Annotated in this window: 16 protein-coding genes; 4 read left to right on the forward strand and 12 right to left on the reverse strand. The window is 53.9% G+C overall.

Going from position 1 to position 15,537, the window contains the following annotated elements:
• The 3 genes from J4D97_RS20675 to J4D97_RS20685 form a co-directional block, all read left to right on the forward strand.
• Positions 1–214, forward strand: a 214-nt coding sequence (locus tag J4D97_RS20675) for a hypothetical protein (protein WP_208309222.1), incomplete at its 5' end; no start/stop codon positions are given.
• Positions 215–365: 151 nt separating this feature from the next.
• Complete coding sequence (locus J4D97_RS20680) at positions 366–1,376, forward strand: AAA family ATPase (protein ID WP_208309223.1); 1,011 nt, start codon at positions 366–368, stop codon at positions 1,374–1,376.
• Between the two features lie 15 nt (positions 1,377–1,391).
• Positions 1,392–3,890: a S8 family peptidase gene (locus J4D97_RS20685; RefSeq protein ID WP_208309224.1), complete on the forward strand. Its 2,499-nt coding sequence runs from the start codon at positions 1,392–1,394 to the stop codon at positions 3,888–3,890.
• Between the two features lie 516 nt (positions 3,891–4,406).
• On the opposite strand, the gene J4D97_RS20690 is transcribed toward J4D97_RS20685, so the two are convergent.
• From J4D97_RS20690 to J4D97_RS20705, 4 genes are all read right to left on the reverse strand, one after another.
• Entirely contained in the window at positions 4,407–5,492 is a 1,086-nt protein-coding gene (locus J4D97_RS20690; protein ID WP_243900442.1) for an IS110 family transposase, read from the reverse strand.
• Positions 5,493–6,339: 847 nt separating this feature from the next.
• Positions 6,340–6,570, reverse strand: coding sequence for a hypothetical protein (locus J4D97_RS20695; protein WP_208309225.1), 231 nt, complete (start codon positions 6,568–6,570; stop codon positions 6,340–6,342).
• A gap of 191 nt (positions 6,571–6,761) precedes the next feature.
• On the reverse strand, positions 6,762–7,160 hold the full coding sequence (locus J4D97_RS20700; RefSeq protein WP_208309226.1) for a DUF6573 family protein: 399 nt from the start codon (positions 7,158–7,160) through the stop codon (positions 6,762–6,764).
• A gap of 205 nt (positions 7,161–7,365) precedes the next feature.
• A complete protein-coding gene (locus J4D97_RS20705) occupies positions 7,366–7,869 on the reverse strand; it encodes a hypothetical protein (protein WP_208309227.1) in 504 nt (167 codons plus the stop codon).
• A 255-nt stretch (positions 7,870–8,124) separates the two neighbouring features.
• On the opposite strand from J4D97_RS20705, the gene J4D97_RS20710 reads away from it, so the two are divergent.
• The gene (locus tag J4D97_RS20710) at positions 8,125–8,520 is read left to right on the forward strand and encodes a hypothetical protein (RefSeq protein WP_208309228.1); all 396 of its coding nucleotides are present in this window, start codon (positions 8,125–8,127) and stop codon (positions 8,518–8,520) included.
• Positions 8,521–8,591: 71 nt separating this feature from the next.
• On the opposite strand, the gene J4D97_RS20715 is transcribed toward J4D97_RS20710, so the two are convergent.
• The 8 genes from J4D97_RS20715 to J4D97_RS20750 form a co-directional block, all read right to left on the reverse strand.
• The gene (locus J4D97_RS20715; protein WP_208309229.1) at positions 8,592–9,623 is read right to left on the reverse strand and encodes a replication initiation protein; all 1,032 of its coding nucleotides are present in this window, start codon (positions 9,621–9,623) and stop codon (positions 8,592–8,594) included.
• Positions 9,624–10,152: 529 nt separating this feature from the next.
• Positions 10,153–10,719 carry a hypothetical protein gene (locus J4D97_RS20720; RefSeq protein WP_208309230.1) on the reverse strand — a complete coding sequence of 189 codons (567 nt, stop codon included), beginning with the start codon at positions 10,717–10,719 and terminating at the stop codon, positions 10,153–10,155.
• A gap of 15 nt (positions 10,720–10,734) precedes the next feature.
• A complete protein-coding gene (locus J4D97_RS20725; protein ID WP_208309231.1) occupies positions 10,735–11,409 on the reverse strand; it encodes a hypothetical protein in 675 nt (224 codons plus the stop codon).
• 11 nt (positions 11,410–11,420) lie between these two features.
• Positions 11,421–12,350, reverse strand: coding sequence for a hypothetical protein (locus J4D97_RS20730; protein WP_208309232.1), 930 nt, complete (start codon positions 12,348–12,350; stop codon positions 11,421–11,423).
• A gap of 198 nt (positions 12,351–12,548) precedes the next feature.
• A complete protein-coding gene (locus J4D97_RS20735) occupies positions 12,549–12,860 on the reverse strand; it encodes a hypothetical protein (RefSeq protein WP_208309233.1) in 312 nt (103 codons plus the stop codon).
• Positions 12,861–13,929: 1,069 nt separating this feature from the next.
• Positions 13,930–14,403, reverse strand: a complete 474-nt coding sequence (locus J4D97_RS20740) for a hypothetical protein (protein ID WP_208309234.1) — start codon at positions 14,401–14,403, stop codon at positions 13,930–13,932.
• A 135-nt stretch (positions 14,404–14,538) separates the two neighbouring features.
• Positions 14,539–14,946, reverse strand: a complete 408-nt coding sequence (locus J4D97_RS20745) for a hypothetical protein (RefSeq protein WP_208309235.1) — start codon at positions 14,944–14,946, stop codon at positions 14,539–14,541.
• Between the two features lie 23 nt (positions 14,947–14,969).
• Positions 14,970–15,521 (reverse strand): hypothetical protein, encoded by a 552-nt coding sequence (locus J4D97_RS20750; protein WP_208309236.1) that lies wholly within the window; start codon positions 15,519–15,521, stop codon positions 14,970–14,972.
• Positions 15,522–15,537: the final 16 nt, after the last annotated feature.

Genomic DNA, 15,537 nt, shown 5'->3' on the forward strand with positions numbered 1-15,537 from the left:
TGTTACTATCCGTTTTGCCGTATCTCACATTGAAAAATACTCGACTGCATACGAACTCCTCACTGGCGGATCCAATACAGATACTCATACTTGTGCCATCTTCTACGATGAGTTCAAGCAACCTAGGTACTTTGAGCATGAAATGCCTGCCTTCTTGAATAAAATCAAAGAAAAAATTCAAAGTCTCGATTCAGAAATCGAATTATCTCAGTAATAAATAGCGCCCTGACATAATCTCCAATCAGCTTGACTGCTTACATATTCGTCTGTCAAATAGCCAAAAAAATTAGCATATTTAGCAGTAGATTGCGACACAATAAGACGCGTCGGTGTTATAACAGAGCTAAATTCCCAGTGCCCAGTTCATGAAATCCGATACCCTTAAGCGTCTTTTTCGCTCCATCCAACTGTCACCTACTCCCGAATTGGTGAGCGTTGCCCGCGGTATCGTAGACGATGAGCGTCGCAAGGGACATCTGCTGTTAGTAATGGAATTAGAAGGCATGCTGCAGGCTGCTGTACAAAAACAATCAGCTAAGCCCGAGCTGCGTCCTACTCGTCGACCTGCCTCCGCTGCTGGCCAGTTAATCGAATTACCCGTTAGCCGCCGCCAACAACCCCTGCTTAAAGAAGTGCCACGCCAAGAGTTGCGGCACCACATGATCTTAACTTCTGAGGTCGAAGCCCGTTTCTGCCGCATTGAGCGTGAATACGTTAGCCGTGACCGATTAGCCGCTCACGGTCTTACTCCTCGGCGTAAAATTCTGCTCTATGGCCCGCCTGGCTGCGGTAAAAGCATGGGCGCTGAACGCCTAGCTTGGAACACCGGATTACCTTTTTATAAAGTTCAATTCGATACGCTCGTCTCCTCTTTCCTGGGCGAATCAGCCTCCAACCTGCGCACCATTTTCGATGCCACCCAAGAGCAGCCCTGTGTATTGCTACTAGACGAGTGCGACTTCATCGCGAAGTCCCGCACCTATGGCCAAGATGTAGGTGAGATGTTCCGTTTAGTAAACATGCTTCTATTCCTCCTAGAAGAATACCAAGCGCCCGGTCTATTGGTTGCCACCACCAATCTAGAAAATTCCCTGGACAAGGCTTTGTTTCGTCGTTTCGACGAGGTGCTGAGCATCCCCCGTCCTGGCGTTGAACAGATTCAGCAGTTATTAAAGAATACTCTGGGGGCTCTACAGGTCAGTCGTTACGTGAAGTTTGCTGCCTTCGCTCAGAAGTTAGAAGGATTCTCCGCAGCCCAAGTAGTTAAGTTAGGGCAAGATGCAGCAAAAAATTGTATTATGGCTGCCGATAAGGAAGTTACAACTGCGCATCTGCAACAAGCGCTAAGTGAGCTATCCACTATTGAAAACGAGTAAGTACCATAAATATCGATGCCCGATTTTCCTCATTTGCCGTTTCGGCGTATCCAACCTAGCACCTTAATTCCGGGCCGTCCTCCTTTCGAGTCCCAACGTACTAAAGGCAACCGCGGCGACTTGTCCACTCACGGCCGCACGCTGCGCGACCAGCTTAATAGCGTACGTGATGTATGGGAACAAACTATTCAACAACGCCACGAGCTAGGGTTCTATGAAGGGGATGGGAGCGCTGAGCCTGTTCCCTTCTTTCTACAGATGGACCCCAGTACTCTTAACCCTAGCCAATTGCGGGCTTGGGGCATCGATGTGGTGGCCGTGGAAGATGACGGCTTCATAATCGCCGTGGCTACCTCCGCTGAGATGCCAGAGCTAACCAGCCGTTTGGGCCGTATGATACAAGGTGAATCAAACGGTGTAAAGAACGTAGCTAAGCTTTGGGAAATCCTTCCTCGTGGCCAGAAAGCTCTAGACTTGCTGGTTGGCGACAGCCTATGGCAGCGTTGGGCCACACTCGACGACGAATCCGATTGCTACATCGAAGTCTCTGTCTCCATCGATCAGCCCTCTCCCGGTCCACAACCTCTGTTAGCCGATGAGCGGGAATTAGAAAAGTGGCGCCGCGCTGTACTAGTCTGGGATGAGGAGAAAGACCGCCGCGTCGAACGCCTCGAACGCATTATTCAAGCACACGAGGGCAATATCTTAGATCAAATTGATCAGGCTGATACTACCAACTACTACCTGCGCGTCAGTGGCAAATGTGTCAAAGACATTGCTCTGAATTTCCCCTACGCTTTAGACATTGCCGAATGGAATATTCAGGCTGTTGAGGAGAATCGTGAAGAGCTGCTGTTCCGCGACTATGATGTAGAGCTACTCCCACCTGCCGCTGGCGCCCCCAAAGTCTGTATTATCGATAGCGGTATTCAAGAAGGGCACCGACTTCTAGCACCGGCAGTTGATGCTACAAATTCCCGCTCCTATATACCCAGTGACCCGAGCGTAGCCGATCTGGTACCGGGTGGAGGACACGGTACTCGCATCGCTGGCGCGGTGCTATATCCTCATTCAGTACCACAATCTGGTCAGGTACAAGCTGTAGCTTGGTTGCAGAATGCCCGAGTACTCAATGCACGCAATCAAATGCCCCATCTGTATCCTACTCGGCTGATGAGGCAAATTGTGGAAGATTACCGGATCAATGGCACACGATTGTTTGCTATGTCCATCCAAACTCTTGGGCCTTGCCGAACAGTACATATGTCCTCCTGGGCCGCTGAACTGGACCGTCTCAGCTACGACCACGACGTTCTCTTCATCCTGAGCGCTGGCAATATTCTCCACGACGATTGGCACCATCAACGATTAGGAGTAGCCCAGCACCTCGCCGCAGGTCGCCCCTATCCTACATATCTAGCCGAAAATTCCAGCCGTATTGCCAACCCAGCCCAAGGATGTCAGGTTCTTACAGTTGGTTCTGTTTGCTACGATCAAGTTTCCAGCGCGACTCACAATTCATTCGGTGGACGCGATAATCCATCTGCCTTTTCGCGTAGTGGCCTGGGCATGTGGAATATGATTAAGCCCGACGTAGTGGAGTACGGTGGTGACTATGTGTTGACGGCTGCCAATACCTTCGCTCCCGGCATAATCGACGCTTGCCCTGAGCTAGTTTGCTCTACTCTAGGCGGGCATCCGCCCGTTGCACGTACTGATGTGGGCACTTCCTACGCAGCTCCTAAGGTCATGCATATTGCTGCCGCCCTTGCTGGTGCCTTCCCTCAAAACTCCACTCTCCTTTACCGGGCTCTGATTGTACAATCAGCTCGCTGGCCAACAGTTTTAGAGAGCAACACTCGCGAAGACCGACTTTTTCATTTTCGCACACTCGGCTACGGGATTCCGAATCTCGAACGTGCTCTCGAAAACTCTGATTCTCGCATCACCTTCGTTAGTGAAGCCGAAATCAAAGCTGGCGAAGCTCACCTCTACGAAGTCCGCCTAGCCGGCTTACCAGGTTTGAGCGATACTTCCGAATTCCGGTTAGAAGCAACTCTGTCTTATGCTGCACGACCTAGGCGCACCCGCCAGAAATTGCGCAATTACGTATCGACCCGGCTCGAGTGGAAGGCAGCTAACTTGGGAGAGAGCGAAGAATCTTTTTCCGCTCGTATCAATATGGCTCTAGCACTAGATACGGACGACGAAACAGAACTACCTCTTACTGTCGGTACTGAATCTATTCCCTGGCAAGTAAACGTGTTACCTAACAGTCAACAAAGTGCCCGTATCGTACGCCGACAAGACAGCACTTTGCAAAAAGACTGGGCAACGATCAAAGGTTACAAACTTATCGGTGACCGTCTATTATTTGCTGTTACCGCCCACAAAGGTTGGGATGAGCAAGATGGTCGAGTCCCCTATGCTTTCACAGTTTCACTGACCTCACTTGCCGGAATACCCATTTATGAAACTATTCGTGTAGCTAATCAGATCCAAATTAAAGTTTAGCTGCTTTCCCTAAACAATATGTGTTTCACCGTGAAGTGAAGCGGTTATACAAATAGGGATAGCGTAAGAACAGAAATTTCCGTTAGGGACGTGGCGGCGGATTCTGTTGGGTGTCGTCCGTCCTACTAAACGGACGTTTTCACGGACCATCCGCCCCGGCCGATTCGTCGCCAGCTAACTCACCCAAAATTTGTCTCATTTCCTGTTCTCACGAATCAACAGCTCACTATTTTGAGCTTAATTGACTTCTTGAGAATACTCAGCATGAGTATCGGCTACTCCTGCATGCGTACCGCAAACCGACAACTGCATTGACAAGCAGACGCCCTTCTGGCCTACGGCTGCACGGAGATGGTGCCGGAAAGAGCCGCTTCTAGGGAGGAGCGTCCGGCCCTGCAGCGCCTGCTGCCGCAACTGCGGCCTCGGTTAAAAGTTTGGTACAAAGATACTGTGATGGCAAGCAAGCGCTAAGCCGCATTTATTTATCTTCGACTTCCTGAAGGAGGACGTGCGCGTTCATCCTGTGTAGCCTCGGCTCACTTCTGTGGCCGGGGCTATTTCATGCCTGCGCTGGTGGGCCGTGGGGTAGTCGGGATTATACGCTTGATCGTTTTTCCAGAGGGAGTAGCAGAGCACGAGCAGTTTGCGCATGACCGCAATGACGCCCGGCTTGCCGCTGGGGTGGCGCGTACGTAATCGGGCATAAAAGGCGATTTGCCGCGGGTTATAGCGCAGGCTACTGAGCGCGGGCAAATAGAGCGCCGTGCGCAGGCGTGTGTTGCCGCGCTTCGAGATGCGGGTGGCATGCGACGAGAGGCCGCTTTGCCGTTGCACCACGTCCAGGCCGGCGTACGAAGCGAGCTGGCGCTCGTTCTCGACCAGGGCAAAGCCGCTGGTTTCGGCCACCACGATGATGGCTGTCGTTCGGCCGATTCCTGGAATACTGGTCAGCTGGGCCAACTTGCGCGCCAGCTCCGGCTCGGCCGCCAGCCGTTCCGTCAGGTCCTGGTCCAGCGCTGCCAGCTGCTGCAGGATAAGTTGCTGCTGGGCCGCCAAGCGCGCCAGTGTGCGGCTATCGGGCTGGTAGCTATGCTGGTAAGCATGTACGCGGGCTTTGAGCTGCGCCCCTTGCTTGGTCAGCACCTGCCGCTCGCGGGCCAGGGCCCGCAGCTGCCGCAGCGCCGGCGTGGGCGGCTGCCAGGCAGGCAGCGCCCGCTCCAGACCCAACCGGCAGAGCAAGCGCGCGTCCAGCTGGTCGGTCTTGCTTTTGAGTTCAGTGCTGCGGGCAAAATGCTTCACCTTGTTGGGCAACAGCACGCTGAGTAGCTGCTGCTGATCGGCTAAAAAGTACGCTAGCTCCTCGTAGTAGACGCCGGTGGCTTCGACCACAAACCACAGCGGAACGGCAACCGCTTGCTGCCGGGCCACCCAGCTGAGCAGGCTGGCAAAGCCGCCCAGCGTGTTTTCAAAGGTAGTTTCCTTGCCAAAGAGCAACTGCTGGTGGCTGTCCGCCTGGCCAAAGCAGGCGACAAAGGAGCTCTTGGCAATGTCGATTCCGACGACGTACTTGAGCGGGGAAATCAGGGGGTTTGCGGAGGGCATTGGGTAAGCAGTAAGCAGATGAAACCATCAGCCGGCCAGGGTTTTGCCACAACTTGTCTCGTACAAATACGGGATACCCGCACGCGGCTTAGGTTCCCTCCATACTGTGCAGTCTTCAGGCAAAACGGAAGCAGGGCACGCTTTCTTTGTAGCAAAGTCGAGGCCGCAGCCGCGCGTTTGGTTAAACGTGGTGACCCTACTTCCTGCTCCAGCTGCCCTTCACCGAAAGGCACCGCAATCATACGAGGTTAAACGGGCGGCTGGTTCCCGGTTGCCAGGGGGTGCTCGGTTCACGACTGCTAGTGCGCTGCGATGGGGTCAGGAAGGTGCACCTTGCCGGCCCCCACCAATCGGTGGCGATTGAGTAGCCGAAAATGGAGCCAGAAAGTGAGGCCACCGGTGTCGCTTGCAAGCCCCACCTTGTTGACCTGTTCGGCCTTCATCGTGACTCTCACCCCTCATCAGGGCTTACACATCAAACGTTTTACCCTTCTTTTATCGCTTGCAAAGGCACATTTAGTTCGAAAGTCGAACTGCTGCGGCTAGTCGTAATCAGATGCAGCAAAGGCTCTTGTCCAATTTTGATGCGTAAGCCCTGCACCGCACATGGACTACAGGCCAGCAATTCAGCAGGATGCCAGCTTGCTTGTGAGCTGGCAACTGTGCAACCGGCAAGACCAGTTTAATTGCCGCGGTGAAACCTTGGAAAACCCTCTGTTATGACGTAGAAGCCTTTTACACAATCAATTGGTTGACAATTTCTAATTCCTCGTTTAACCTTTGTACCAAACTTTTAGCTAAGACAAAAAGTGGGGCTTATTAAAGTGACTTCCTGGCATGAGGGTGCCTAGCTGGCACCCTCGTATTTCTTGATTTCCTCCATCGCCTTGAGCTTCCACCGTAACAGGGTGGCGGCATCGGCCTCTTTCATTAGTTCCTCGGCCTTCTGGCGCCGCGCGGGGGTGAACATCGCGTGCTCCAGGACCTTGCGCAGACTGGATCTGGAGGTAGAGTTCATGAGGGCTATACCGTTAGCAATCTGTTTGGCAGTAGGCGGGGTAACAGCGGCACCGTACATAGGAAAGAAATAAAGAGGTTAACTAACTGGCTATCTACTAGTTTATACGTTTAAGGCACCTAAATTGTTACCAAATAACAACAAATAACATGTATTAATTGCGTGATTTTTAGTTAGGAAACTGCCGCCGTACCCCCACAAAAAAACCGTCACCTGGTAGGCAACGGTTTCTGCTGGGATGGGCTTCCGGCTTAGTCTTCGTCCGGTAACAGGACCGTCAGCACCGGCTCGCGGGCGTCCCCCGGCCCAACCACCGCCTTTAGCTGCACTTCCCGCACTACGCGCCCCCCGGAAGGAATACACAGCACGCTAAAGAAAACCGTGTCGGTGCCCGAATTGCGGGCCTTCTGGCAGGCTAAGCGAAGCATCGTCACTAAATCCCAGCACCGCCCGCTCTCGTCCTGGTATTCCTGCTCCTTGTCATTGTTCCACGCAATGCAGGCCGCGTGCACCGCCGCCGTCACCGCTACCGGAAACGCTATCCCGGCCTCGCGGCTCTCGCGGCTGCAATCAATCAGGGTGCCATCCACTAGGGCCTCTTCCCGGCTAAAGGTGCTAATGATAAATCGGCTGTCTGGGGTGGTTTCCATTGGGCTATACAATAAGTGGTTAAATCCCTGTTCCTTTGTATATTATACGAAAAAATCTTGCTGTTTGTTACTGATTAACAACAATTTTATTGCATTAAATACACTTTTATAGTTACAAAACTAGCCGGCCTCTTTTTTCCCTTTTGTCCTTTTTGCTATATCGCCAAAAAGCACCGTTACGCGGCGTAACGGGGCTTTCAGTGCTTTAAAACGGCAAGTCGTCGTCCTCGTCGCCCGCAATCTGCTGGGGGCTGCGCTGCGGGCGGGTGTCGGCCGGTTTGGGACTCCCCTGGGCCTGCTCGATGTAGCGGTCAATCTCGGCCTCGGTAACTGGCTCGTAGCCTAAGCTCAGGCCGTTGCGAAAGAAGCTGCTGAAACCGTCACGGGCTATCAAGTCGAGTAAGGCGCTCAGGCGCTCCGATTCGTTCTGCGGCGCGGGCTGGCCCTGGGCCTGGCAGTAGTCGTCTAGGGAAAGCAACTGGTTCTGATAGTAAATCTGAACGCCGGTATCTGATATGCTCACCCGCTGCACGCCCATTATTACCGGAAACATCTCGCAGCCGCCATCCCCAACACCTTCCCAGCATAGCAGCTCGTGGCGGGCTTTGTCGTGCCAAACTGCCCCGCCGTACCACGGCATTTCATAATCTCCGGAAATTTGTTGGAAATCGAGGCCGGTAACTACTGGCTGGGTAAGGGTAGTATTCATGGCAGTACAATTAAGTGGCTGGCTATTTGGTATTTATACGTGAAAGGCCATGCTTTTGTTACCAAATAACAACAAAATAATTGTATTATTTGCGTATTCTATCACCCCGTAAGGTTGAGCTTAACCCACCTTTTTCTTCCCTTTTGTTCTCTTTGCCTTACCTGTTGGCTGGGCTTCAAACTCGTGTGTTACCGAAATACAGCACTCTTTTTGTACGTTAGCGGCTCATTCCCTTTTACATACAGAATACGTGCTATGAAAAACCTTATTTATTCCCTGCTAGCAGTGGTGACGCTTGGCCTTTCTGCCTGTGGTAATGATGATCCCTCGCCGTCTATAAACCTGGACCCCAAAGAATACACGGTCGAGTATCGCATTACCTCTACTGACCCGGTGGCCAGCTACATTGGCTACGACAATGAAACCGGCGCCACGATTACTGCCGTGAACGTGGCCGTTCCCTTTACTACCACCTTCAAGCGAACGATGAAGGTTGGCCAGTACGTAAGCATCCTAGCCAGTCTGAAGGGTGCGACAGCTGCCAGTACGATCAAGGGAGATATTCTGCTCGATAACAAAGTGGTTAAGACTCAGACTGCCACTGGTCCTGCGGCGGAAGTAAACCTGAATTATGTAATCGGAGAAAGGTAGTCGAGCACTCCCACCATAAAAAAGGGGACTGGCACACTGCCATTCCCCTTTTTTCATGCCTGCTTACTTAACTATTTCTTTGGGTACTTGGCTTCTTTGGCCTTTTGCAAGGAGGGGAACGCGTGCTTTAATTCCGACCATACATGCGCCCCAACCGGCATCTTCAGCTCTGCCCGTCCGCCATTGGTCCTACTGATAATCTCTTTCACCTTGTCGTACTTCACGGGGTCTTTCCCAACTACCTGCATAATTAGCCCGAGTTGCCATTCAGCTACCTCGTAGCGAGTTGATAGGACCTGAAAGAGCTGGGTGAACTTATCGGTGGGCTCCCCTCCTACCATGGACAGCGTTAATTGGCCCTTTACTGGTTCCTGTACTGGCTCAGCCGTGGCTTCCGCCTCATCGGGTAGCAAGGGGATCGTGAAGACCACGGAGGTTACTTTCTTGCCGGTTTTGCGCGGTTCCATCTTCACCCGGAACCCGACTCGCTGGAAGCACTTGTCGGCTATTTTCAGCACGAAGCGGTTGAAATCGGCCCACAAGGGATAAGGGCTGGCCGTATCGAAGAGATAGGCTTGCAGCTCGGCCAACGAAATTTCCTTGACGGTTTCCTTGGTGGGCGACTCCCACGATTTTAATATCCAGTACAGGCGCTGCGCGTGCGGATTATTCAGGCCCAACACTTTGATTACGTCGGCCCTGGTGAATTCCCCGACTTGCTTTAATTCGAGCAGGTAGGGTTTGATGCTCGGGGCAAAGGAGCCCCGGATGTAGCCGGTGCCTTCATCGAGCGCCAACTGATAGACGAGGCGGGTACTGTAATCCCGCCGTTTACCGTTGCTGCCGATGGTACGCAGGTCCAGGGACTGATTGTAGAGGGCGTCACAAGCGGCCCGCACCAATGGATACGCCTTCGCGCCGTAGTTGGGCACTACGTCGGTCAGCTTCATTTCGATGGGCGGTAGCTCCGTCTGCGACTGATGAACACACCGCAAGGCCAGATTGAAAATACGAGCTTCCAACTCGCCCATTTTCAGGGGCGTGCGAATCAGATAATTGTGCTGGTAAACATCTTTGTTACCGGCGCTTAGGTTACCAATCATGATCGGGGCGAAGTCGGAGTGGGACGGAAGGGAGGCAGGCAGGCGGGCGTGTCGCCTACAAGATACCAACAACTATGATAAAGCAGAATTACCTATCACAGTTGACTGTACTCTTATCATAGATCCTGTACTCTTATCATGAATAGCCTGTACTCTTATCACGGTTGCCTGTACTCTTATCATAGGTTGCCTGTACTCTTATCATAGGTAGCCTGTACTCTTATCATAGTTGAGGGGCATATCCTGCTGCTTTTCAAATAGTTATGACGCCCTAAAGAAGAAAGAAATAAAGAGCTTTAAAGAATTGAAAGAAGGTTCCGGCGCTTCGCGCTTCATTCTTTCAGTTGAGTTCTCTGCCTGCGGCGCTTAAAAGGCTATCAGGGTGGTTTTTAGCGTTCTGGCGGCAAACCACCCACCTCCCCAACTATGATAAAGGTACAGTCGCCGGGACCGGGCTCTCAGGCAGTCAGGCAAGAGGTTCGCCCGCGACTGTACCTTTATCATAGTTGGGCAAAGGTGCTGCGGGAGCTTACGTGCCCTGGGCCTGCTGCGGTAGGTCCTGCTTGTCGATAGTACGCAACAGCCAGCGGTGGGCGGCATCTTCGTCCTTGGTCCAGATAATGCGGCAATCCAGCTCGCCCGTCGTGGTATCGAAACAGGTAAAGCCTCCGGCTTTGGGGTAGTAGCCGATAACCTCTTCCCCCTCGACCCGAAGTTCCCGCGCAAACAACTCGGTCAGCTTCGCCTCGGCCTCGGCTCCACGTAGCCAGCTGGTGGCCCGCGTAAGGGCTTCAGTCTGAAACTCGCGGATCATGTGCCACAATACATTAGCGGCTTCCTTGACTTCTACTTTCGTCCCGGCCTGGGCCTGTATGAGCAAGAATGCTTGCCTAGTGGCGGCACGGTCCAAGCGTAGATAGGGTAGCGCGTTCAACTCGCCGGTTAGGTCAGGGTCAAACTCAATCAAATAGCCGTGCTGAAATAAGTGTATCAAGTAGGCGGCTCCCTCCAGGGTGAGGACCGACTTTCCCTCAGCGTTGCGGGTCGTCAGTTCCGAAGGCCGACACAGGGGCGAATCAAGCAAGATCGTTTCCATGGCTAGCGGGGGGGGCTAAAGTAAAGTGAGTTGAATAGCGGGTTTGGGCCGGCGCGACTTGGCGGGCGGGGCTGGTGGCTCTTGCTGGCCGAAAGCCAGCGGCGGGACAATCAGCCGCCGTTCTCCTGCGTTCACGCGCCGGTCGGGCGCGCGCCGATCAATGGCAAAGGCCAGGTGCAGGGGCTCGGCTCCGTAGACCTGCCGTAGCTCCCAGCCGTGTTGCTGGCAATAGGTGAGGACGGCTTGGTTCACCTCGTCCGGGGTGGGGCCGGCCGTCAACCGGTCCTTGTCATGCCAGAGCTTCTTTTGCTTTTTGGGCTTGTATACCTCGAACGATACGCGCCAGTCCCAACCGGTCAGCAGATGCTCGATGGGAATAGCCTCGGCCGTACGTACCGCCTCGGCTTCCGCTGCCTGCTGGGCCTTGAAGGCTTGCTGCTCCCGCCATTCCGTCCGTTCCTGCTGGTAGGATACCAGGTGGCGGCGATACCGCTCCGTATCAGCCGTGCGGTAGGTGCCTTTATCGGCTTCGGCCAGCATGAACTTGCTGAAGTAAGCGGCAAGATTGCGGCGGTAGATCGAAGCAACCCCCGGATAGCGACCCTGGGCCTGCTGCTTGCGCTCAGCTTTACGCTGGGAACGGGGCGAATGCTTCACCCGTAACGGATAGTTGTTAGCGGCTGGTATCATCTGGTTACGGATTAGGCAGCTTGGTTTAGGTCTCGCTCGAAGTCGAGGCGTAACGTAGCCTCGACGCGGGCCGGGACCACTGGGGCTGCTGGGCGTACCGGGGGCTTGGGCCGGGGCTTCTTTTCCAGCTCGGGGCGGTAGCGGTTATCATAAGCCCGGCGTAAGGGGTGGCGCTCCTGCATGCGGCTCTGCTGCTGGCGCGTGGCCGGACCATAGCCGCCCAATGAATGCAGCAACCGGTAATCCTCTTCGTTAGCGGCCTGCTGCTCGTAGGCGTCCCACTGCTGGGCGGTTAGCTGGTCGGCGGTGGGCGCGGGTGAAAACCGTTTCCTGGCCCACTCTTCAGTTGCCAACCAGGCGGCTTCCGGCCCAGCCCCGTAGGTGGCGCTCTGCGTCCGGCAATAGCAGGCGTTGTAGCGCGTAACCTCCGTGACACCGCCGCAATAGAGCGTGTATTCGGCAATCACCATGCCCTCCAGCCGTAGGGCCTCCAGCTTCGCTTGCTCCGGGGGACACAAGGCATTCCGGCGCTGCTGTAGTACGAGCTGATCAATACTGCGCTGCACCAACACAACCTCAAACCGGGTAGGGGAGTCCGTAGGCCGCACTTGCAGGATGGGCAGATACAAGGCCAGGGGCCGAAAGCGGCTCTTGGCCCAACGCTGGGCCGCGTCCTGCGCGGCAACCAGCGTCGGGTAACTCGTGCGAACCGGCATCCCGCGCTTGCTGTCCAGGCGCGTTAACGCAGCGTAGGTGCCCAAATCCACAAGCTCCCCGATGCACGCCCCTTGCTGGCGGGTAGCGTACTGCTGCGCCTGCTCGGGTAACTCATGGTAGCTGTGCTGTTTCAAAGCGGTCTTGTCGATACAAGCCACCTGTAAGAAGATTTTCGTTACTGCTTGGGAAGCAGCTGGGGCGAACAGAATCAGAGGCGTTTCCATAGACGAAAACCAAAGGGAAGAAAAGATAAGTAGCTCGTTTCTTCTTAGTTATACGACTTTGGCGCTCTCATTGTTACCTTTATACAACAAATTAATTGTATAATTTACATTATTTTAAACCCCTTCCCGGCCGGTTGAGGCACAAAAAGAGCTGCCCCTTTCGAGGCAGCTCTTACCTTCCATGTCTGCGGCAAGTGGTTAGGTCGGTTCTACCACCAGGCAGGCATCAGCTACTTCGCGGCCTATCGTCCAAAACTTAAACATGAGTTCCACCACGGCGGCAAACTCGTCGGGGGTCAGGTCGGGGATGGAATAGAAACGGTCCTCGTTCTGGAGTAACTCGCTCAGCATCTTCGCGGCTGTCTTCACCCCAACACCGTCCGCTCGCTGTTGGAAAAGGGATAAGTCGTTGTCACATAAGAGCAGCAATACCTGGCGCTGTGGATCAGTCAACGACCAACTATCCCAGATGATGGTCTGGCCTTCAAGGCGAATGGGGAATTTAGCCATTGAGAATAGGAGTAATTAATTGAAGAATGGAGCTTTGGGTTTTTGGTGATAAGGAGCGCTACACGAGAAAGCTTTCTAAGCTGGACTCCTGTCGTTCAGGTAACGCGTGTAACGCAATTTGGGGACTATAAAGTCTGAAGTTTTCTTAGTCAGGGAACGCCTCGTCGCTCGCCTTGCTCAACAGGTAGTGTTTTCACTATCTAAGGTATATTTATGTTACCAGAAAAAAACAAGAGAAATGCAAGTTCAATAGGCATATAGCTGACGAATAGGCCGATATATGTTTAACAATGCAATTTATGCAGTTGGATCACGCGGGTTCAGCAGCAATTTTCAGGAGGGCTGAATTGCCACCGCCGCTGGGAGACTCAACTAAAAAAGTTAGGTTCATTATGCGACTGCTGAGCTTGTTACGCTTGATGTAGCAGGCCATTGCCGGGGCGGTTACAATGGGAGGGTTCAGGCGTTTGCCCTGGGGGCACAGCAATTCCCAGCCATCGGCTGCACTATGATACAGCGTGTAGGTTGTGGGCGTCCGCTCAACGCGGCTTTTACCAGCGGCCGGCGTGGGCGAACCGGCCTCGGCTTCGCGCTGAAGCCGACGTACGGTGTCGAGCAGGTCTGGCGCGGGCTCCTGGCGCTTGCGGTCCGACGTGTGGGGGCTTTGGCCGGGGTCGAGCTGCGCACCGCCTTACGAACAGGTACGGCCTTCACCTCTACGTCCGGGCCTGCGGCTTCCCGAACCTGCTGAAGCACCCCTTCCACGTCGGCTTCTTCCACCCGCGAGGCATACAGCAAATTGCCTACCTGCTGGCCGGATTTTATATCCGTAACGGCGAACTTCTGCTGGTCCTGGCACCGGGTATAGATGAAAAAATAGTTGGTTTCAGCTTTCATTCTTAAAAAGAGTTAAGTACCTGAAAATCATACTAGTTATACGATAAAAACACTCATCCTGTTACTTTATAACAACAATTTTTATGCACAAACTACAAAAAGTCAACTACAATTCCACCTACAAAAAAAAGCCCCGCCAACGTGTGTAGCGGGGCTTCTAGGTGCTCGGGAGTTAGCGAGCAACAACCAGCTTGGGGTACTGCTCAGCTAGCTGCCAGAGGAAAATCAACAGATCGGGACGGTTATCACGGGTGAAGCGAGCAAAGAAGCGCTCGGCATAGCCGCTCTTTCTGAGCAGTAGCGTAACTCGGGGCCGGTTCAGCAGATTGAGGGGCCGGCGACGGTGGCGGGCACTGGTACGACGGTCCCAGTTTTTACACTTGTTGCCCATGTTCACTTCGCCGTCGAAGCAAACTTCCTTCAGGAAGCCTTTGGGGGGAGTGATCTTCAGCTCCTTTAGGGCGGGCTGTATGGCCTCCACCGGCAAGCCATCGCCTAAATCGCTCACGAAAAGATAGGTTTCGTCTTCTTCCTTCTCGCACACAGTTTCTACCAGAAGGTAATAGTGCTGCAAGGGACGGTCCCAGCCAGCTTGAACGCGCACGGCCTGGCTGCCGCTGGTAGCTTGGAAAATGTGTTGGCTCACGGGAGTAGAGTTAAAGGGTAACTTATTGGTTATCTAGTAGTTTATACGAATAAGCCACCTCCTTTGTTTCCAATATACAACAATTAAGTTGTATATTTTACTTGTCTGAATGGGCCTTTTTTGTCCCTTTCGGGGTTACCTGTCGGGGTCGTTGTCGTCGAGCCATTGCTGCACCTCCAGCCGACTAACCCAATCGTGGTAGCCTTCCGTTGTCTTGCCCTCCCCTACCTGGTGCTGCCCCTGCGCAACCGAGTAAACAGGGTGCGGGTGGAGGGTGCTGTAGTGCTGCCGGGCTTCCTGCTCGGTCAGATACTGCGCGTCGGTTGCCTCGAAGGGGACGCCCGCATTTTCGTGGCGGATACTGGATACGTCTACTCGCTCGCTGCCCTCTAGTGAGCTGAACCGCGTTGGTAGGCTGCCTTCCTGACCCTGGGCTAAGAGCATGGCTTCCCGCAACGTGGGGGCCTCGATTTCCAGCGTACCATATACTTCCCAAATCAGGGGGATGATGTAGCTGTTTGCGGTATTGACTAGGCTAGACATAGCGTTATCTGCTGGGTGAAAGATTAGGCCGCGGCTAGGGTCGCCTCGTTTGGGCGTTGGGCGGGGGCTGGTTTCGGCTTGGCAATCACCGCCAAGAAAGTACCGGTTTCCTCCACTGCCAGGATGTAATTCTGATACACGACACTGTAAAACAACCAGTGCTGCCGGCCGTTGTGCTCTCCCTTTCGCAAAAACTTATAGCAGGGTGGTATCTCGGTCACCACGGCCGCGAGCTGTAGCCCGTGGGACCGTAAAATGCGGTCGGCCGTACGCCGGGGCCGGGCTTTAGACGGTGCCAGAGGGCATGGCCCCTGACTGCCTGGCCCGGTACTGGTAATAGCGAGAATCACCAGCCGGTAATCAGCATGGCCCTCCTGCCCGGCTATCAGCGTCCCGTTTCGTTTAACGAACTGCTCGACGCTTTCATACGACTCGAAGCTTAGATAAGCGTCGGCTACCTTTCCAACCATCGGCGCCGTCGTAAAGTGTTTTTGAAAAAACACCCGATGATACATGCGGCTATCAGCTTGCGTGGGCCGGGCCTCGGGAGTAGCAGTGCGAAGGGAAGCACCCATTTCGTTTGTCATTTAA

Origin of the sequence: Hymenobacter defluvii (assembly GCF_017589435.1) — a bacterium.
Classification (GTDB): Bacteria; Bacteroidota; Bacteroidia; order Cytophagales; family Hymenobacteraceae; genus Hymenobacter; species Hymenobacter profundi.